18 protein-coding genes are annotated in these 17,739 nt (G+C 59.3%); 15 read left to right on the plus strand and 3 right to left on the minus strand.

All coding sequences use genetic code 11. The features are described from left to right. Positions 1-204: 204 nt before the first annotated feature. The 14 genes from BLQ12_RS22350 to BLQ12_RS22415 all read left to right on the plus strand — a co-directional run bounded on the left by BLQ12_RS22350 (position 205) and on the right by BLQ12_RS22415 (position 12,410). Entirely contained in the window at positions 205-1,437 is a 1,233-nt protein-coding gene (locus tag BLQ12_RS22350; protein WP_175470012.1) for a response regulator, read from the plus strand. 60 nt (positions 1,438-1,497) lie between these two features. Continuing rightward, positions 1,498-1,932, plus strand: a complete 435-nt coding sequence (locus tag BLQ12_RS22355) for a response regulator (protein WP_092214321.1) — start codon at positions 1,498-1,500, stop codon at positions 1,930-1,932. A gap of 85 nt (positions 1,933-2,017) precedes the next feature. Further along, on the plus strand, positions 2,018-3,490 hold the full coding sequence (locus BLQ12_RS22360; RefSeq protein WP_092214323.1) for an SLC13 family permease: 1,473 nt from the start codon (positions 2,018-2,020) through the stop codon (positions 3,488-3,490). A gap of 621 nt (positions 3,491-4,111) precedes the next feature. Then, positions 4,112-4,669 (plus strand): Na+/H+ antiporter subunit E, encoded by a 558-nt coding sequence (locus BLQ12_RS22365; RefSeq protein WP_226860102.1) that lies wholly within the window; start codon positions 4,112-4,114, stop codon positions 4,667-4,669. After that, positions 4,662-4,952, plus strand: a complete 291-nt coding sequence (locus BLQ12_RS22370; RefSeq protein WP_092214327.1) for an MrpF/PhaF family protein — start codon at positions 4,662-4,664, stop codon at positions 4,950-4,952. The genes BLQ12_RS22365 and BLQ12_RS22370 overlap by 8 nt, the downstream gene beginning before the upstream one ends. Before the next feature lie 15 nt (positions 4,953-4,967). Further along, on the plus strand, positions 4,968-5,315 hold the full coding sequence (gene mnhG / locus BLQ12_RS22375; protein ID WP_092214329.1) for a monovalent cation/H(+) antiporter subunit G: 348 nt from the start codon (positions 4,968-4,970) through the stop codon (positions 5,313-5,315). Then, complete coding sequence (locus tag BLQ12_RS22380) at positions 5,299-5,544, plus strand: Na(+)/H(+) antiporter subunit B (protein ID WP_092214331.1); 246 nt, start codon at positions 5,299-5,301, stop codon at positions 5,542-5,544. Before mnhG ends, BLQ12_RS22380 begins: the two co-directional genes overlap by 17 nt. Beyond that, positions 5,541-6,374 carry a Na(+)/H(+) antiporter subunit B gene (locus BLQ12_RS22385; protein WP_092214333.1) on the plus strand — a complete coding sequence of 278 codons (834 nt, stop codon included), beginning with the start codon at positions 5,541-5,543 and terminating at the stop codon, positions 6,372-6,374. The genes BLQ12_RS22380 and BLQ12_RS22385 overlap by 4 nt, the downstream gene beginning before the upstream one ends. 4 nt (positions 6,375-6,378) lie before the next feature. Beyond that, complete coding sequence (locus tag BLQ12_RS22390; RefSeq protein ID WP_092214335.1) at positions 6,379-6,786, plus strand: cation:proton antiporter subunit C; 408 nt, start codon at positions 6,379-6,381, stop codon at positions 6,784-6,786. A gap of 2 nt (positions 6,787-6,788) precedes the next feature. Next, complete coding sequence (locus BLQ12_RS22395) at positions 6,789-8,279, plus strand: monovalent cation/H+ antiporter subunit D family protein (RefSeq protein ID WP_092214336.1); 1,491 nt, start codon at positions 6,789-6,791, stop codon at positions 8,277-8,279. A gap of 2 nt (positions 8,280-8,281) precedes the next feature. Continuing rightward, positions 8,282-9,769 carry a monovalent cation/H+ antiporter subunit D family protein gene (locus BLQ12_RS22400; RefSeq protein ID WP_092214338.1) on the plus strand — a complete coding sequence of 496 codons (1,488 nt, stop codon included), beginning with the start codon at positions 8,282-8,284 and terminating at the stop codon, positions 9,767-9,769. Between the two features lie 16 nt (positions 9,770-9,785). After that, the gene (locus tag BLQ12_RS22405) at positions 9,786-10,016 is read left to right on the plus strand and encodes a hypothetical protein (RefSeq protein ID WP_092214340.1); all 231 of its coding nucleotides are present in this window, start codon (positions 9,786-9,788) and stop codon (positions 10,014-10,016) included. A gap of 31 nt (positions 10,017-10,047) precedes the next feature. Continuing rightward, positions 10,048-11,835, plus strand: a complete 1,788-nt coding sequence (locus BLQ12_RS22410; RefSeq protein ID WP_254782098.1) for a Na(+)/H(+) antiporter subunit D — start codon at positions 10,048-10,050, stop codon at positions 11,833-11,835. 95 nt (positions 11,836-11,930) lie between these two features. Continuing rightward, positions 11,931-12,410 (plus strand): Crp/Fnr family transcriptional regulator, encoded by a 480-nt coding sequence (locus tag BLQ12_RS22415; protein ID WP_092214341.1) that lies wholly within the window; start codon positions 11,931-11,933, stop codon positions 12,408-12,410. 327 nt (positions 12,411-12,737) lie between these two features. On the opposite strand, the gene BLQ12_RS22420 is transcribed toward BLQ12_RS22415, so the two are convergent. From BLQ12_RS22420 to BLQ12_RS22430, 3 genes are all read right to left on the minus strand, one after another. After that, positions 12,738-13,601 (minus strand): hypothetical protein, encoded by an 864-nt coding sequence (locus tag BLQ12_RS22420; RefSeq protein WP_139164071.1) that lies wholly within the window; start codon positions 13,599-13,601, stop codon positions 12,738-12,740. Positions 13,602-13,702: 101 nt separating this feature from the next. Then, a complete protein-coding gene (locus BLQ12_RS22425; RefSeq protein ID WP_092214345.1) occupies positions 13,703-15,409 on the minus strand; it encodes an FAD-dependent oxidoreductase in 1,707 nt (568 codons plus the stop codon). Between the two features lie 390 nt (positions 15,410-15,799). Continuing rightward, positions 15,800-16,393, minus strand: a complete 594-nt coding sequence (locus BLQ12_RS22430; protein WP_092214347.1) for a hypothetical protein — start codon at positions 16,391-16,393, stop codon at positions 15,800-15,802. A gap of 131 nt (positions 16,394-16,524) precedes the next feature. On the opposite strand from BLQ12_RS22430, the gene BLQ12_RS22435 reads away from it, so the two are divergent. Next, on the plus strand, positions 16,525-17,559 hold the full coding sequence (locus tag BLQ12_RS22435) for a GGDEF domain-containing protein (protein ID WP_092214349.1): 1,035 nt from the start codon (positions 16,525-16,527) through the stop codon (positions 17,557-17,559). Positions 17,560-17,739: the final 180 nt, after the last annotated feature.

Raw genomic sequence — 17,739 nt, forward strand, 5'->3', positions numbered from 1 at the left:
CATCCCCCGTCCTCAAACTGTTTCATATCGTTTCATTTTGTTTGTTTCATTTAGTTTCATTGTGTTTTCATCGCAAGCACCCGCCCGACCACCATCCCAAACAACACCCTGCTTTAACTACTCATTCAGCCTATGGCACACCCCTTGCAATCCATCAATTATACTGAACCAATTCATAAACAACCACCACACAAGGAGCCGCATATGCCATCCATCACCATCACCAACGGCACCTTCAGCCAGGCCGGAGCCATCGTAGACGCCCTCAGCAGCGCCACCGGCATGAAGGTATTCACGGACCGCGAGATCATCACCCTCACCGCCGCACGAGAGCGCTTAAAAGAGGCCTCCCTCCTCAAGATCCTCAAAGGGCAGACCCCCACCTTCAACACCTTCACCAAAGAGCGGGAAAAGAGCCTGGCCGCGGTGAAACTCACCCTGGCAGAGCTTTTGGACGCAGGGGACATCATCCTCCACGGGCTCAGCGGCCACCTCATCCCTGCGACCCTCACCCCGGTGCTGCGGGCCCTTCTCATCACCGACAGGAAACGACGCATCGCCAGTGCCTGTGACACACGGAACATCTCGGAAAGCGAGGCCACCTCAAGGATCCAGGCCTCAGACGAGGCGGCCCAGCTCTGGTGCAGCGCCCTCCACGGAAAGAGCGCCTGGGACCCCAGCCTCTACGACCTGGTCATCCCCACGGACAAGACCCCTGTGCCCGAGGCCCTGAGCCTCATCACGGAGAGCCTCTCACGCATCGAGGTGGAGCCCGAGGAGTCGGACCGCCTGGTGGCGAACTTTGCCCTGGCCTCCCGGGTGGAGCAGGCCCTCATCGACACCGGTGAAGGGCTCACGGCAGAGGCACAGGATGGCCACGTCACGGTGACCATCAACAAAAACGTGCTGATGCTGGGAAAATTCAAGCAGAAGGTGGAGGCCGACGCTGCACGGATCAGCGGGGTGACGTCCGTATCGACCCGCATCGGCAAGGGGTTCTACAAGGCCAACGTCATGTACGACTTCGACCTGCCCACCCCGCCCCGGGTCCTTCTGGTGGACGATGAAAAAGAGTTCGTCCAGACCCTGTCCGAAAGGCTCCGGATGCGGGAGATGACCACCTCCGTGGCCTACGGCGGGGAAGAGGCCCTGGCCATGGTCGGAAAAGAGGAGACCGACGTCATGGTCCTGGACCTTAAGATGCCGGGCGTCAACGGCTACGACGTCTTGAAGAACATGAAGGCCCAGCGGCCCCATGTGGAGGTGATTATCCTCACGGGCCACGGCTCCGAAGAAGACCGCAAGCGATGCCTTGAAATGGGCGCCTTTGCCTACCTCCAAAAGCCCGCGGACATCGACCGCCTCACCGAGACCATGAAGGCGGCCTACGAGAAAATCAAGTCAAACAGAGCCGAGGCCCCCTCGGCCGACGCGTAACACACAGCGCATGGCGGCAACGCACCGCAAAACGCGCCAACACCATTTCAGGAGAGAGAGATGACCTACAAACCCCATGTCCTCGTCGTGGATGACGAGAAAGAGTTCGCAAACACCCTGGCCAAGCGCCTGGAGCTTCGGGATTTCAACACACAGGTGGCCTACTCCGGGGAGGAGGCCCTGGCCATCCTTACCGAGGGCCTCACGGACCTGGTGATCCTGGACGTCCTCATGCCGGGGCTCGACGGGTGCGAGACCCTGGTCCGCATCAAAGCCGACCACCCCCTGGTCCCGGTCCTCATGCTCACCGGGGAAGCCACGGTGGAGCGCGCCATCACCGGCATGAAGGCCGGCGCCCTGGATTTTCTCATGAAGCCCTGCGACATCGGCGTCATCGCCGAGAAATTAGAGGGAGCCTACAAACTCAAGTGCGACCACGAGGCCCGTATTCGCGATGCGGAGATCAACAACATCATCGAAAAAAAAGGCTGGTAATGAGCGCTGCACGCACCACCCCGTCCCCTCCGCCCGGGCGGGACGGACGCCACAGACTTGAGACTCCCTGCATGGAGGTTTATTTATGGTAACGGAAACCCTTCAGGCCGAAACACGGCCCATTGACTGGAAACGCATCTTCTTTCTCGCCCTGGGGCTGGGGCTTTTTACCCTGGTCTACTACAGCTCCGCCTGGCCGGATGCCATCGACCCCAACGGCGAACGCTTTGTCCTCACCACCGAAGCCAAGGGGGCCATCGCCGTCTTCCTGCTGGCAGGAATCTGGTGGGTCTTTGAGGTCCTGCCCATCGGCATCACCAGCCTCACCATCGGGGTGCTGCAGGTGATGTTTATGATCCGGCCCGCCAACGCGGCGTTCAAGGATTTCATGGCCCCTTCGGTCCTTTTTATCTTTGCCTCTCTGGTCATCGGCATGGTGTTCACCAAGACCGGCCTCACCCGACGCATCGCCTACAAGATGCTCTCCATCGTGGGGGAGCGCACCAGCATGATCTACCTGGGCTGCTTCATGGTGACGGCCGCCCTTACCCACATCATGGCCCACACGGCCGTGGCCGCCACCATGTACCCGCTGCTCCTCACCATCCACGCCATGTACGCCGACGACCGCCAGCCCACCCGCTTCGGCAAGGGGCTCTTCATCGGCATGGCCTATGTAGCCGGTGCCGGCTCCATCATCACCCTGCTGGGGGCGGCCCGGGGGGCGGTGGCCATCGGTTTTTTCAAGGACATCGTGGGCCGCGAGATCACCTTCTTCGGCCTCTCCTACTACATGTTCCCCGTGGGCTGGGTCATGGTCTTTATTCTCTGGGCCTTTGTCATGCTCTTCTTCCGGCCCGAGAAACAGCGCATCGAAGGGATCAAGGAGCGCTCGGCCTTTATGCTCAAAGAGATGGGTGCCATGAGCCGTACCGAGGTGGTGTCGGCCATCATCATCTTCTTGTGCATCCTGGCCCTTTCCCTGCGGGCCTTTATCCCGGCCCTTGCAGGGGTCAACAAAACCGCCATCATCCTGGTCTCCACCATTCTCTTTTTTGTCCTCAACATCCTGGACATCAAGGACCTGGAGGCCATCCCCTGGAACATCATCCTACTTTTCGGCGGGGCCATGAGCATCGGGTTCTGTCTCTGGGAGACCGGGGCGGCCCAATGGATGGCGGTCAACTGGCTCACCCTTTTTAAAGAGGCCCACTGGTTTGTCTTTGTCATGAGCATCGCCTTTTTTGTCATGGTCATGACCAACTTCATCATGAACGTGGCGGCCATCGCCATCTCCCTGCCCGTGGCCCTGGTCATCGCCCCTTACCTGGGGGTGGCCCCGGAGGTGATCCTCTTTGCTTCCCTGATCACGTCGGGCATGCCCTTTATCCTCCTCGTGGGGGCGGCACCCAACGCCATCGCCTACGACTCGGGCCAGTTTACCACCGGTGAGTTCTTCACCTACGGCCTTGTCGCCAGCCTTATTCTCATGGTGATCACCGCCCTGTTTGTCCTGGTCGTCTGGCCCATGATGGGCATGCCGGTATTGCTGCCTTAACCGCGCCGCTGTTTACTGGCACCGGAAGGCCGAAGGGTCTTCCGGTGTCAGCCCGACACACATATAGGCTGCGATATCAACCAGATACACAGGAGAAGTCGACAAATCTCACAAGGCAACCGAACCAAGGGATAAGAACACGCTGAACCAAAGGCATTGCCCTGTTTCCCCCGGAGGGAAACCACGAAAATCTTCTGGTAAGAAAATAGGATGTTCCTTTGCGACACAAACCGCGGACGGCGAAAAGGTAGCTATATTTATCAGTAACTTACAGCGTTTTAACCCACGCTAATCCATAAATTTAATTGAACATATTCATCAATCGCCAAAACCCCTTGACACCCTAAATGATCTTTTGCAGAATAGCCATTTATCCACGGTCGTCACACTCCTGGCGAGGCCCTAGGTATAATCGGTCTCAGCGTGCATCTCGGGCCGTTGACATACTTCCCGGATATGTTGCGCACCCACACCGGCCACGAGGTGTGATGAATGGATGCGTCCTTCAACTGCATCCATCGTCCGTGACAAGCGGACGCTTTTGCCTGACATCTGAAAACGGCTCGGATCATCCCCCGGGTCGTCTCAGCGACAGTGTCAACACTGAGGAAGGTAGCAACTGTGACAAGAAAAATGAACACCCCGCCGCCGCGCCAGGGCCGGCCGGAAGCTGAAAACGGCTTCAAGTTGGTTCCCTTTGCGGTCACCTTCGCGGTCATGATGACAACCTGGGTGGCCTTGTCGGGTAAGCTCGACATCTTCCACCTCTCCCTTGGCGTCATCTCCTGCGTGATCGTCTCACTCATCTCATCGGATCTTCTCATCACCGCCACCACGTTTAAAGGAATGCCCGGCCTCTGGCTGCGTTTTTTTCTCTACATGCCGTGGCTCATCAAAGAGATCGTCCTGGCAAACCTCCACCTTCTCAAACTCGTCTTTCATCCCAGGCTGCATGAGGAGATCAATCCCAAGCTCATTGCCTTTCGAAGCCGCATGAAAGATGACATGGGCCTGGTGACCTTTGCCAACTCCATTACCCTGACCCCCGGGACCATCACCGTCTCCCTCTCCGTCTTCGGGGATTATGTGGTACACGCCATCGACGACGCGTCCGCCGAGCCCCTGCCCGGCGAGATGGAGAAACGCGTCGCAACCGTATTCGGAGAGGACCATGACTAATTTTTTTCTCTGCGCAGCCATTGCCATCTGCCTGATTTCGCTGCTCTCGCTGTACCGTGCCATTGCCGGCCCCACCATCCTGGACCGAATCATCGGCATCAACGCCCTGGGCACCAAGACCACGGTCCTTCTCATCATCATCGGTCTTCTCTTTGACCGGGTGGACATGTTCGTGGACATCTCCCTGGCCTATGCCCTGCTGAACTTCATCACGGTTCTGGCATCGGCCCGCTACTTCCATAAGAAAAAGGGGCTCCACGGTGATTCCCTCACGCAGAAATAAGGAGAGACGTAAAAAATGACCTATGTGAGCCTCTTCATCATCGCCCTGGGCATCTTTTTCTTCTTTGCCGGTGCCGTGGGCGTGATCCGATTCCCCGACTTTTACTCCCGGCTCCATCCCGCCGGGATGATCGACTCCATGGGCCTTCTGCTCTCCATGAGCGGCCTGGCCCTTTATGTCCTCAGCCACCACGGCCTTTCCGGGACCCATGTCCTGACGGCCATAAAAATCATCTTGATAGTCATCTTCGTCTACATCACCAGCCCCACCGCCACCCACGCCATCGTGGACGCCGGCATCCGGGCGGGACTGGCTCCGTGGACAAAAAAGAAAAACGGAGGCAGCGATGACGATTCCCATTGATCTGGCGATTCTCACCCTTGTGGTTATCAGCGGCATCGGCGCCCTGGCCGTCAAGGATCTCCTCGGGGCCGCCATTGTCTTCAGCGCCTACAGCTTTCTCATGTGCCTGGCCTGGGCATGCATGGGGGCCGTTGACGTGGCATTCACCGAAGCAGCCGTAGGGGCGGGCGTCAGCACCGTCTTTTGCGTGGCGGCCGTCTTTCACACCACACGGAGGACCAAAGATTGAGACTTTTAGCCATGATCGCCGTCGTCCTCACGGGCGGGCTCATCATCTTCCATACCGGGGCCTTCCCCGATTTCGGCGATGCGGACTCACCGGCGAACACCTACCTCTCCCCCTACTACCTGGAACACGGCCAGGCGGACACCCACGCCCCCAACGTCGTGACCAGCGTGCTGGCCGATTACCGTGGGTTCGACACCATGTTCGAAACCACCGTGGTCTTTGCCGCGGGCCTGGCCTGCTTCTTTCTTCTGCGTCGCAAAAAAAGCCCGGAAGAGACCACCCGCATGTACCGGCACCTCCCCACGGGGGTGACCCTGCACATCAAGGAGGGGGGCAAGCTCCCTGCGGAAGACTCCCAGGTGTTCCGTCGCCTCGACTCCCACTTTGTGCCCCATCAGATCATCATTAAAAACACCTGCCGCCTCGTGATTCCCTTTATCCAGATCTTCGCCCTCTACGTGGTGGCCCACGGCCACTACAGCCCCGGCGGCGGATTCCAGGGCGGGGTGCTTTTGGCGGCGTCCATTATCCTCTACGCCATCAGCCACGACCTGCGGCGGGCCATCCGGCGGTTCCCTGAAAAGGTCGCGGCCCTGTTCGGTTCCCTGGGCGTTCTCATCTACGCCGGCACCGGGGCCCTGTGCCTTTTGTTCGGGGCCAACTTCCTCAACTACGAAGCCCTGGCGCCCCTTCTGGGAGTCGATGCGGTCATGGCGAGATCCCACGGGATCCTCATCGTGGAGATCGGCGTGGCCTTTGCCGTCATGGCGGTGATTATCTGGATTTACTACAACCTGTCTTCTGCAGGGAAACACGACGAGGGGCTCTGATACCATGACCGACCTGTTACCGCTCCTTGCGGCCAAATACAACTACTGGATCTACACCATCCTCATGATGATCGGCCTCTATGCCATGATCGCCAAGAACAACCTGGTGAAAAAGATCATCGGCATGAACATCTTCCAGACCGCCATCATCCTCTTTTACGTCTCCATTGCTTACAAAAAGGGGGGCACCCTGCCCATCATCATGGGTGACGCCCACACAGGGAGCCACGCGGCCGTCCACGCGGCGGATTACATCAACCCCCTTCCCCACTGCCTCATGCTTACGGCCATCGTGGTCTCGGTGGCCACCCTCGGTGTGGCCCTGGCCTTGGCCATCAAGGTCTTTCGGCAGTACGGCACCCTGGAAGAGGACGACATCAACCACCAGATTCGCATGCAGGCAGGACAGTAAGAATGACACAGCATTTTCCGGCACTCCTGATTATCATACCGCTGCTGTCGGCGCTCATCGTCTCCGCCATGGGGTGGATCGACCGGCGCTGGTGCTTTCCCCTGGCCGTGGCATCTCTGGCCGGGGCCCTGGCGGTTTCCGTCGGCCTCTGCGCCCAGGTCATGGCAGCAGGCCCTATTGTTTACAAAATGGCGGGATGGCGCCCTCCCATCGGCATCGTCTACGTCATCGACTACCTGAACGCACCGGTCCTCGTGGTGATCCTGGCCGTGGCGCTCCTCAACCTCATCAGCGCCAAAACCTGGATCGAGCGGGATTTCGCCGAGAAACTAAGCGCCTACCTGGCCTTGTACCTTATGTTTCTCTCCGGCATGGTGGGCATCGTGGCCACAGGCGACGCCTTCAACCTCTACGTCCTCCTTGAGATCGGATCCCTCACCGGCTACGCCCTCATCGGCCTGGGCAAGGAGCGGGCCCCCCTGTCGAGTCTCAACTACCTCTTCATGGGCACCATCGGCGCCTCCTTTTACCTTCTGGGCATCGGCTACATCTACATCGCCACCGGCACCCTCAACATGGCCGACATCGCCACCATGATGCCCAAGCTCGCAGGCTCCGGGACCCTGTTCCTGGCCCTGGTCATCTGCATGGCCGGGCTCTTTGTGAAGATGGCCCTTTTTCCCTTGCACGGCTGGCTGCCCAATGCGTACAGCAACGCGCCGTCGGCTTCGGCCGGCCTCATTGCGCCGCTGACCACCAAGGTGATGATCTACGCCATGGTGCGGGTGGGCCTCACGGTCTTTACCCCGGAGTTCACCTTCTCCCGGGCCCTGCTCTCCGAAGCCATCGTCTGGCTGGCTGTGGCGGCCATTGTCACCGGGTCCCTTCTGGCCCTGATGCAGCGACGGCTCTCCCGGATGCTCACCTACATCATCGTGGCCGAGGTGGGTTACATGGTGGGGGGCTTCTGGCTCGGCAACAAGGCGGGCGTCACCGGCGCCACCCTTCATATCATCAACGACGCCGCCATGACCCTGACCCTCTTCATGGCCGTGAGCGCCATCGTCTGGAAGCTGGGAAGCGACCGCTTCGAAGACCTTCAGGGGCTCTTCGGCAAGATGCCCTTTACCATGACGGGCTTTGTCCTGGCGGCCCTGGCCGTCATCGGCATCCCCCCCACCTGCGGGTTCTTCAGCAAGTGGTACCTCATCTCCGGCGGCATCGATGCCGGGCAATGGGGCTTTGTGGCCGCGCTTCTTTTCAGCAGCCTGGTCAACGCCGTGCTCTTCTTCCGCATCTTTGAGATCGCCTTTTTCGAGCCCTTTGCAGAGGGCCACGGCCATCACGACCACGGCCCCGCCATGAGCGAAGCCCCGGTCACCATGGTGGTGCCCCTGATCCTTGCGGCCCTTTCACTCATCGCTTTAGGTCTCTACACCGGCGACATTGTCACGAAACTCATTCAGCTGGCCATACCGGCAGGGATTGCATAGATATGGAACTGCTTTACTCAGTCAAACCCCTTGCTGCGATTCTCGTCTCCTTTTTCGTGGTGCCCATCATCTTCTCCGCCAGGTCTGAGAACGTGCGTGAGGCATGGACCTTTGTCGCAGCTATTTTAAAATTCGCCATTGTCCTGTCCATGCTTCCCTTTGTCTTAAAGGGAGGCGAGATCGCCTACACCCTGGCCGAGGTACTTCCCGGGCTGGCCATCAAATTCAAGGTGGATGCCTTCGGCATGCTCTTTGCCCTGGTCTCCTCCAGCCTGTGGATCGTCACCTCCATGTACTCCATCGGGTACATGCGGACCCTGAAAGAGCACGGGCAGACCCGCTACTACGCCTGTTTTGCCCTCTCCCTGTCAGCCACCCTGGGCGTCGCCTTTGCAGGCAACCTTCTGACCCTCTATCTCTTCTACGAGATGCTCTCCTTTGCCACCTACCCCCTGGTCACCCATCACCAGGACCGGGAAGCCAGGAGCTCGGGAAGAAAGTACATCACCTACATCCTGGGAGCCTCCATCGGCCTGGTGCTGCCGGCCATGCTGGTCATCTACAGCCAGACCGGGACCTTTGAGTTTGCTCCCCAGGGATTCATGAACGGCCACTTCTCCCAGGGCGCCATGGCCGTGCTGCTGCTCATGTTTGTCTTCGGCTTTGCCAAGGCAGGGGTCATGCCCTTTCACTCCTGGCTGCCTGCCGCCATGGTGGCCCCCACGCCGGTCTCCGCCCTGCTCCACGCCGTGGCCGTGGTGAAAGTCGGGGTCTTCTGCGTGGCCCGTGTCATCACCGGGGTCTTCGGCACCAAGATGCTTGCCACCATGGGCCTGGGCACCCTGGTCTGCTACGTGGCCTCCTTTACCATCATCGTCTCGTCCCTCATCGCCCTGTCACAGGACGGGCTCAAACGGCGGCTGGCCTTCTCCACCATCGGCCAGCTCTCCTACATTATCCTGGGGGTCGCCCTGCTCTCCCCGTCCGGCATGACCGGCGGCATGCTCCATATCGCCATGCACGCCTTCGGCAAGATCACCCTCTTCTTCTGCGCCGGGGCCATCTTCGCCGCCTCGGGCATCAAGAACATCAGCGAGATGGTGGGCATCGGACGGCGCATGCCCATCACCATGACCGCCTTTCTGCTGGGGTCCCTCTCCGTCATCGGGCTGCCTCCTCTGGGGGGCTTTATCAGCAAGTGGCACCTCGTCATCGGCACCCTGGAGTCCGGGCAGATCTTTTTCCTCTTTGTCCTTCTGGCCAGCTCCCTTTTAAACGCCGCCTACTTTCTGCCCATCTCCTACAAGGCCTTCTTCTGCACCGACGAAGAGGCCATGTTTGAAAAGAAGGTGGACGAGGTGCCCACCTGGTGCCTGGTCCCCCTGTGCATCACGGCCACCTGTTCCGTGATCTTCTTCTTCTATCCCCAGCCGTTCCTGCAGCTGGCGAAAATGACGGTGAGTACCATTATCGGCGCTCCCATGCCCTAAGGTTCAAAGGTGAGATATGACTTCAGACAACACACTTTTCAGCAGCCCAAAAACCTTAAAGACCGTGATGGTCATTTTCGCGATCTTTCTGGGATGCCTGCTGGGGGCCGACTTTCTCATTCACCCCCACGCATCGTTTACCGTCGACGGATGGCCCGAGTTCAACCCCCTCTTCGGGTTCCTCTCCGGCCTGGCCCTTCCCGTCATTGCTCTGGGGCTCTCGTTCCTGGTGAAAAACGGAAAATAACAGGTAATCCATACAGGAGATGTTCGATTCCATGACACTTGACATGCCTTTTATAAATATACCCCCGGCCCTGATCATGGTGGTCGGGGCCCTGGCCCTTCCCATCCTGAAAGGGCGCTTAAGGTCCGCCTGGATGACGGTCCTGCCCCTTTTGGCCCTGGTGACCCTGCTCTCGGTGCCCAACGGCACCCACTGGACGGTGCCCTTCCTCGACTACCAGCTTGTCTTCGGACGGGTGGACGCCCTCTCCCGCATCTTCGGCACCATCTTCTGCATCGCCGCCTTTGCCGGCAGCGTCTACGCCATGCACGAAGACGACGCCCTGGCCCACACCTCGGCCATGATCTACGCGGGCAGCGCCGTGGGCGTGACCTTTGCCGGTGACTTTTTCTCCCTGTATGTCTTCTGGGAGTTCATGGCCGTGGCCTCCACCTTCCTCATCCTTGCCCGGCGCACGGAACAATCCCAGAAGGCGGCCTTCCGCTACATCATGATCCACATCCTGGGGGGACTCTCCCTCATGGCGGGCATCGTTCTCCAGATCCAGGAGACCGGTAGCATCGCCTTTTCGGCCATCGAGCTGGCCTCCCCCGCCTCCTGGTTCATCTTCGTGGGCGTGGCGGTGAACGCGGCGGTCTACCCCATGCACGCCTGGCTTAAAGACGCCTACCCGGAAGCCACGGTGACCGGCGCGGTGTTCCTGAGCTCCTTTACCACCAAAAGCGCCGTCTACACCATGGCACGCATCTTTGCAGGGACAGACATCCTCATCCCCTTAGGCCTTGCCATGGCGCTCATCCCCTTGTGCTATGCGGTCATTGAAAACGATATCCGGCGGGTCCTGGCCTACAGCCTCATCAACCAGGTGGGCTTCATGATCGTTGGCATCGGCATCGGCACCAACCTTGCCATCAACGGGGTGGCGGCCCATGCGGTCTGCCACATCCTCTACAAGTCCCTGCTCTTCATGGGGGCAGGGGCCGTGATCCAACAGACCGGCAAACAGGGCCTGAGCGACTTAGGGGGCCTTTTCCGGTCCATGCCCTGGACCGCCACCTTCTGCATCGTCGGCGGCCTGTCCATGTCCACGCCGTTCTTCTGCGCCTTTGTGAGCAAGTCCATGATCATCTCGGCTGCGGCCCACGAACACCTCACCCTGGCCTGGTTTATCCTCCAGTTCACCGCCGTGGGTGTCTTTGCCTATGTGGGCATCCGGGTGCCCTTCCTCACCTTCTTCCACAGGGACTCCGGCTTAAAGCCCGCAGAAGCCCCGTGGAACATGCGCATCGCCATGGGCTTTACCGCCCTGGGATGCGTGTACGTGGGCACCCACCACGAGGTGCTCTACAACATGCTCCCCTTTGCAGCGGACTACGAGCCCTACACCGCAGCCCACGTAATCAACCAGCTCCAGCTCCAGTTCTTCGGCACCCTGGCCTTTTTCCTCCTGCTGGCCAAAGGGCTCCTGCCGAGGCTCTCCAAAGCCACCTTCCTCGACACGGACTGGTTTTATGCCGGAGCCGGGCGCGTCCTCTACGTCATCGCAGACAAGGTACTCAACAGCGTGAACACCGCCTGCGACGCCCTGCTTGTCAAAGGGCTCACCGGACGCATCAACGGCTTTGCCCAAAAAGCTCCGGAGTCCATTGCCGTGGCCCTCATGTCTCCTTTCACCCACCTCTTCGGCAAAGGAAACCCCGGCCAGGAGGATCTCTCCGAGCGGGTGAGGCTGGCCTTCAGGACAGGGACTGTCCCTTCAGGGATCGGCGCCTTTGTCGCCGTGCTCTTTATCTTTCTTCTCTATGCCGTTAGGGGATAGCCCATGCGGTGGGGGGGCCCTTGCCGGTCCCCTCGATAACGGACACCACTACCCGGCTTTTTGAAGCTGTAAGCCCAAAACGAGGACAACAGACCATGATCTCACGAGACGATATAAAAAACGCCTTTCTCTTCTCCACCCTCCCCGATGAGCTGGTGGACCGCATCATCTCCATCGCCAAGCCCCGCTCCTATGAGGAGGGGGAGGTGATCTTCGGGGAAGGGGGCCAGTCCGGCTCCTTCTATCTGGTGCGCTCCGGCACCATCCTCATTGAGCAGGAGATGACCCGCCACATGACTGTTACCGTGGCCACCCTCAATGCCGGTGAGTGCTTCGGCTACTCTTCCCTCATGGAAGAGGTCTCCTTCAGCACCACCGCCTTGAGCTCCGAAGCCTCCGAGGTCATCACCATCGACGGCAAAGCCCTTCTCGACATGATGGAAAAAGACCACACCCTGGGCTACCTCATCCACAAGCAGATGGTCCATATGATGGCAGGGCGCCTCCAGCGACGCACCGAGCAGTTTCTCCGCGCCCTCTCCACCCACCCGGAGATCCACGAACTCGAAAAGTAAATAAAACCAGCGCACCATAACGCGTCATCCTGTTTGCACAAAAAAAAGCCACTCCTTACGGGGTGGCTTTTTTTACGACAAAAGGCTTAAAAAAATGCCTCCGGCGGCCAAGGGCTGAGCCCTTGGAACCCAGGATCGGGAATGCTCCGAGCCTTCGTGCCTCAGGCTCATCACATTCCCTGAAGGGCTGCGCCCGTGGGAGGCTAAAACCCTCAATCCTACAAAAAATGCCGCTGTGATTTAACCCGAGGAACGAGGGTTAAAACGCAGCGGCAACCAGCTTTCAAGGTGGCACACCTTGCCGCCGGAGGCATGTTTTTTGGCTTTTTAGCCCTTGATGAAAAGAAGGGCAACGGAGACCAGGGGCGGGAACGCGGCCAGGGCCACCTCGCGGCGTCCGGGCTTGAAGACGGCGGTGTGGCGCATGCCCATGACCGCCAGGTAAAAGAGGGCCAGCACCGGCAGGGCCGGGACAAAGACGCCCAGGAGCCAGGCTGCGGCCACGGCCAGGAACAGGCCGAGGACGGCCGCCGGGATGCCGGCAACCCGATCTCCCAGGATAAAAAACCGGGAAGCACTGCCCAGAAAAACGACCATGAACCAGTCGGCCACGCCGAAAAACGGATACAATGCATGGGTTCCGGGGCTCGGAAACTTCATCAGGAGGACTTCATACAGGGGAAAAAGCCCCTGTCGCCCCCCGGTGTAGTAGGCAGCCACATCCTGTGCGATGTGATGGGTGGGGCCCACCAGGTAACTGACGGCATCGGCGCACACCATCACACTTACCAGGGGAAGGAGCTCGGCCGGAGACTTCAGGAACCTGGGCAGGTACCCTGCCGCCACCGCCACCACCAGGATCTGCCCGCAGGTACTCAAGGCCTCCCAGCAGAGCCTGAAGGGCAGCCCGAAACGAAGGGCAGCCCAGCTGCCCGCCGTCAACAGAAAACCCACCGCCAGGATCCCCCAGCGATGCATAAGCGGTACTTCGGGAACGGCCACGCGCCGGGCACACCACTGGGTGCCCCCCCACAAAGCCACGAGGATCAAAGCAAGCACCGCCAGTGACCCCACAAGCCCCGAGACCATGCCCATACGTCCCATGAGGGCAGCCCCCGCCACAGAGACGCCCCACCATCCAATCACAAGCACCAGGGCGGCTCCAAGGCCGCTGTATGAAGAAGGTTTCATGGCTGCCATTACACCACAATGGGCCCGAACAGGCACAGAAAAAAACAAAAGCGACGCCTCCAGAGGCATCGCTTTTGTATGTTTTGTTTTTGTACTACCCCTTACTGGGTGACCTTGGAACCCCAGGTCTTGAGGGTGGCCATGCCGCCCTGGACGCTCACGGTGTTGGTGATACCCATTTCACGCAGGTTGATCTGGGCTTCGAAGGAGCGCACGCCGGTGTTGCAGACCAGGACCACCAGCTTGTCTTTGGGGACCTCGTCCAGGCGATGTTTGATCTCGCCCTGGGGGATGCTGTTCCACTTGCCGGGGAACTTCTCGCAGAAGGGCGTGGAGTCCGGACGTTCGCGGCAATCGATGAAGACGCAGTCGCCCTCTTCCCAGAGCCCTTCGAAGGTGGCAAGGGGGATGGAGTGGAGCAGGCCGTCCACCGCGTTGTCAGCCACGTTGGCCAGGGAGTTGACGATGTCCATGGCGGAGCTGAAGGGCGGGGAGTAGGCAAACTCCAGGTTGCTGATATCCAAGATGGTGGGTTTGTACTTCAAGGTGGCGGCAACCGCGTTGATGCGGCCCACCATGGCATCACCGCTTCCGGCAAACCCTTGGATACCGAGGACCCGCTTGGTGGCTTTTTCCACCACCAGCTCCAGGAACATCAGCTCTTTTTCGGGGTAGAAGTGGGCCCGGTCGAGCTGGCACATGGAGACGCTGATGGCGTCGAATCCGGCCGCTTCCGCGCCTTTGAGGGTCAGCCCGCTCCCTGCAAGGGACTTGTCGAAGAGCTTGACCACAAAGCTGCCCACCGGTGCTTCGGTGGTGGCACTGCCCCCGGCCATGTTGGTACCGATGACCCGGCCCTGGCGGTTGGCAAGGGAGCCCAGGGGATAGACCCCGGGTTTGCCGCTGACGGCATGGTTGAGTTCGATGCAGTCCCCGCCGGCGTAGATGTCCGGATCCGAGGTTTCCAGGCGCTCGTTGACCACGATGCCTCCGGTGGGACCGACCTCAAGGCCCGCTTCCCGGGCCAGCTCGCCGTTGGGCTGGATGCCCACGGCCATGATGACCAGGTCGGCCTCCAGGGTGCGCTTGTCGGTGATCACGCGCTGAACGGCGCCTTCATCCCCTTCAAACCCTTTGACGGTCTCCCCGAGGTAAAAGTTCACCTCGTTCTCTTCCATGGAGCGCTGGGCCATATGGGCCATCTGCGGCCCCACGAAACCGGGCATGATCTGATCGCCGATCTCCACGACGGAGGTCTCGATGCCCCACATGTCGGCCAGGGCTTCGGCCATCTCCAGGCCGATGAACCCGGCACCGACGATGACGGCTTTTTCCACCTGCCCGGCGGCCACGAGCTTCTTGATCTCCATGGCGTCTTCAAGGTTCCCCACGGCATGGATGTTGGCCAGGTCCTGGCCGGAGATCCCGAGGTCCCGGGTGCGGCTTCCCGCGCCGATGACCAGCTTGTCGTAAGGGTAGCTCTTCTCGACCCCGTCCTTGCCCTTGGCCCAGACCACCTTGGCCTCCCGATCGATACGGGTCACAAGGGTCCCGGTCACCAGGGCCTCAAACCCTTTGATGGTCTTGAAGAACTCTTCGTTTCGTACCATATGGTACGCCGTGCTCTGAAGGGCCGTATGGTCCGCCACGTCACCGGAGACATAATAGGGAATGCCACAGCCCCCGTATGAGATGTAGTCATCTTTGTCGATGAGGGTCACATGGGTTGTGGGGTCGATGCGTTTCACTCGGCAGGCAGCCTTGGTCCCCAAGGCCACGCCGCCGATGACAACAACTCGTCTTGACATTTTCTTGTCTACCTTTTTGCTTGTGCTTATCGCCACTGGGCAAACGTCCGGGGATCTGTCAGAGGTCCCGCAGCGTCACACCCAACACGCTGAAATTGCGTCTCCCGGCCTGAAAAAGAGCCTGGTTTCCTGAGCAAACCAGCCACGTCGTCAGCCCGACCACCACACGGTTGTAGTATCTTATCCTCTGAATTACAAGAAAAACAAAGGGGGCCGTAAAACCCCGGAGTTGCGGGCCCTCTCAGCCCACAGACAATCCCTGCCGCCCCATGGATCAGGCAGTATATCGATGCGGTTCCCCTCAACGCAAAAAACCGGCCGAGGGAAAATCCCATGACCGGTTTCAACACGATGACCGCCTGCCCCTCCGGCAGAACCTTTAAACGGGACTCAGATCCGAAGGTGATGCTTCTCCTTCTTCAACAGATCCGAGGCATCGTTTAAGGTGGAGACATCAAAGATCGTCAGGCCGACCTCTTCGAAAATGCCATCCACCATCTCCTTGACGCCCCGGGGCATGCCCTCGGCAATGCGGATAACGCGAGACACGTTCATCTGGGCCAGGGTACAGGCCACCTTGCGGATGTGAAAGGCGTTCTTTTTGTCGCCGTTTTCCCGGATCCGGCTGATATCCACAATGACGTCGCATTCGCTCCGAAGGGAATCCAGGACGGTCAGGATATGGTTGGAGAACTGCTTGGCGCCTTTGTAATCGAACTCACCGGCCATTTTCACGTACAGGCGATTCTCAGCGGTGAACCCGCGGATGGCCCACATGGCGGTGCGGGTGCGGCCCACTTTGCTCTCGCCCTTTTTCTCGCGCTCAAGCTCCTTGATGCGCCGCTTGGCCCAGCTGATCTCCTTTTCACGTTCATCCACCTCTTCCAGGAGGTTGAAGATATCCTGGAGAATCTCCTCCTCACCCAGTCCGTCAAGATGGTTCTTCCTGTATTTTTCAGCAATACCGGAAAGTCGGCTATCCATATCGGCCATGCCCTTCTAACCCCGCTTTAAGGCGTTCATATCTATTCTCTTGACTTTATTATCGGATTTACACTATTTTTTTTAAGCTTCTTTTGGCTTTTTTTTAACAACTCTCGATATAAATCAGGCATATGCTGACATTCCAAGAGCTTCTAGACCTTGTCAAGGATAACGAATTAAAATCTCGTAAGTTCAACCACGTTGAAACCAAGATCCTGACAATCCTTAATTTCAAAGATCTCTTTGAGACCCTTCTGTCCGAAATATCCAATCAGTTTGACATCCCGTATGTCTGGATCACCCTGGTGGAGGGAAGCGATACCTCCAGGCTGCTGCTCAAGGCCTTCGGCTCTTCGGAGCTTCTGCCCGAACGGGTCAACCTGACCACCCGCTCCCAGTTTCAGGGGCTCCTGGGCACAGGCACCACCCCCACCCTCATCAACCGGGATATCCACGACTACAGGGCCCTTATCCCCTCCAAAAGCAACTGGATGATCCGCTCCATGTCCGTGGCCCCCATCAGCCTGGACGGAGAGGTCATCGGCTGCCTGAACCAGGGGGACATCTCGGCGGACCGGTTCTCCCCGGACAAGGACCCGGTGTTCCTGGCCCAGCTGGCCTTGAAGTTTTCCCTGTGCCTCTCCAATGTCACGGCCCATGAAAAGCTTCGACTGCTGGCCTTTAACGATCCCCTGACGGAGCTGTTAAACCGCCGCGCCATGGAGCACGCCCTGGAACAGGAATTCCGACGGGCCATCCGCTACAACCGCGAGCTCTCGGTGGCCTTTCTGGACCTCGACAAGTTCAAGGCGGTCAACGACAGGTACGGCCATGACGCCGGCGACAAGGTGCTGATGGACGTGGCCCGGGCCCTCTCCCGCTATACCCGGGAAAGCGACATCCTCTGCCGCTTTGCCGGGGACGAGTTTGTCCTGGTCCTGCCGGAGACCACCGCGGGCAAAGCCGAGTCCATGATGGTGCGCATCCAGGAAGAGCTGGCCGCCATGCCCATCGCCATCAACGGGCAGACCCTGCACCAGCACGTGAGCTTCGGTATCGCGTCCCTGCGGGTTGAAAACACCCCCACCTACCCGGCACTGCTGAAACGTGCCGACAAAGCCCTGTACCAAAACAAAATGCGCCACCATCGCTGCCTGCCGGCCTGAAGGGCAGAGCAGCCCAACCCGGCCTCAGTCAACCGGTAACCAAAAGAGCCCTTTAAAACAAAAAAAGCCCGCGGCATGAAATGCCGTGGGCTTTTATGTGCAACAGGTCACAGCCACCTCCTGAGCAAATGCTCCTTGGCTGTTACTAACTGTTCATGCAGAGGGACCGGAAGGGGCAAA

It is taken from the genome of Desulfoluna spongiiphila, assembly GCF_900101345.1.
In the GTDB taxonomy this organism is placed as follows: Bacteria; Desulfobacterota; Desulfobacteria; order Desulfobacterales; family Desulfolunaceae; genus Desulfoluna; species Desulfoluna spongiiphila.

Excerpts from the sequence above, each read along its gene's own strand:
- BLQ12_RS22350 (WP_175470012.1), top strand. The coding sequence starts at position 205 with ATGCCATCCATCACCATCACCAACGGCACCTTCAGCCAGGCCGGAGCC.
- BLQ12_RS22355 (WP_092214321.1), top strand. The coding sequence starts at position 1,498 with ATGACCTACAAACCCCATGTCCTCGTCGTGGATGACGAGAAAGAGTTC.
- BLQ12_RS22360 (WP_092214323.1), top strand. The coding sequence starts at position 2,018 with ATGGTAACGGAAACCCTTCAGGCCGAAACACGGCCCATTGACTGGAAA.
- BLQ12_RS22370 (WP_092214327.1), top strand. The coding sequence starts at position 4,662 with ATGACTAATTTTTTTCTCTGCGCAGCCATTGCCATCTGCCTGATTTCG.
- mnhG (WP_092214329.1), top strand. The coding sequence starts at position 4,968 with ATGACCTATGTGAGCCTCTTCATCATCGCCCTGGGCATCTTTTTCTTC.
- BLQ12_RS22380 (WP_092214331.1), top strand. The coding sequence starts at position 5,299 with ATGACGATTCCCATTGATCTGGCGATTCTCACCCTTGTGGTTATCAGC.
- BLQ12_RS22390 (WP_092214335.1), top strand. The coding sequence starts at position 6,379 with ATGACCGACCTGTTACCGCTCCTTGCGGCCAAATACAACTACTGGATC.
- BLQ12_RS22395 (WP_092214336.1), top strand. The coding sequence starts at position 6,789 with ATGACACAGCATTTTCCGGCACTCCTGATTATCATACCGCTGCTGTCG.
- BLQ12_RS22400 (WP_092214338.1), top strand. The coding sequence starts at position 8,282 with ATGGAACTGCTTTACTCAGTCAAACCCCTTGCTGCGATTCTCGTCTCC.
- BLQ12_RS22405 (WP_092214340.1), top strand. The coding sequence starts at position 9,786 with ATGACTTCAGACAACACACTTTTCAGCAGCCCAAAAACCTTAAAGACC.
- BLQ12_RS22410 (WP_254782098.1), top strand. The coding sequence starts at position 10,048 with ATGACACTTGACATGCCTTTTATAAATATACCCCCGGCCCTGATCATG.
- BLQ12_RS22415 (WP_092214341.1), top strand. The coding sequence starts at position 11,931 with ATGATCTCACGAGACGATATAAAAAACGCCTTTCTCTTCTCCACCCTC.
- BLQ12_RS22420 (WP_139164071.1), bottom strand. The coding sequence starts at position 13,601 with ATGAAACCTTCTTCATACAGCGGCCTTGGAGCCGCCCTGGTGCTTGTG.
- BLQ12_RS22425 (WP_092214345.1), bottom strand. The coding sequence starts at position 15,409 with ATGTCAAGACGAGTTGTTGTCATCGGCGGCGTGGCCTTGGGGACCAAG.
- BLQ12_RS22430 (WP_092214347.1), bottom strand. The coding sequence starts at position 16,393 with ATGGATAGCCGACTTTCCGGTATTGCTGAAAAATACAGGAAGAACCAT.
- BLQ12_RS22435 (WP_092214349.1), top strand. The coding sequence starts at position 16,525 with ATGCTGACATTCCAAGAGCTTCTAGACCTTGTCAAGGATAACGAATTA.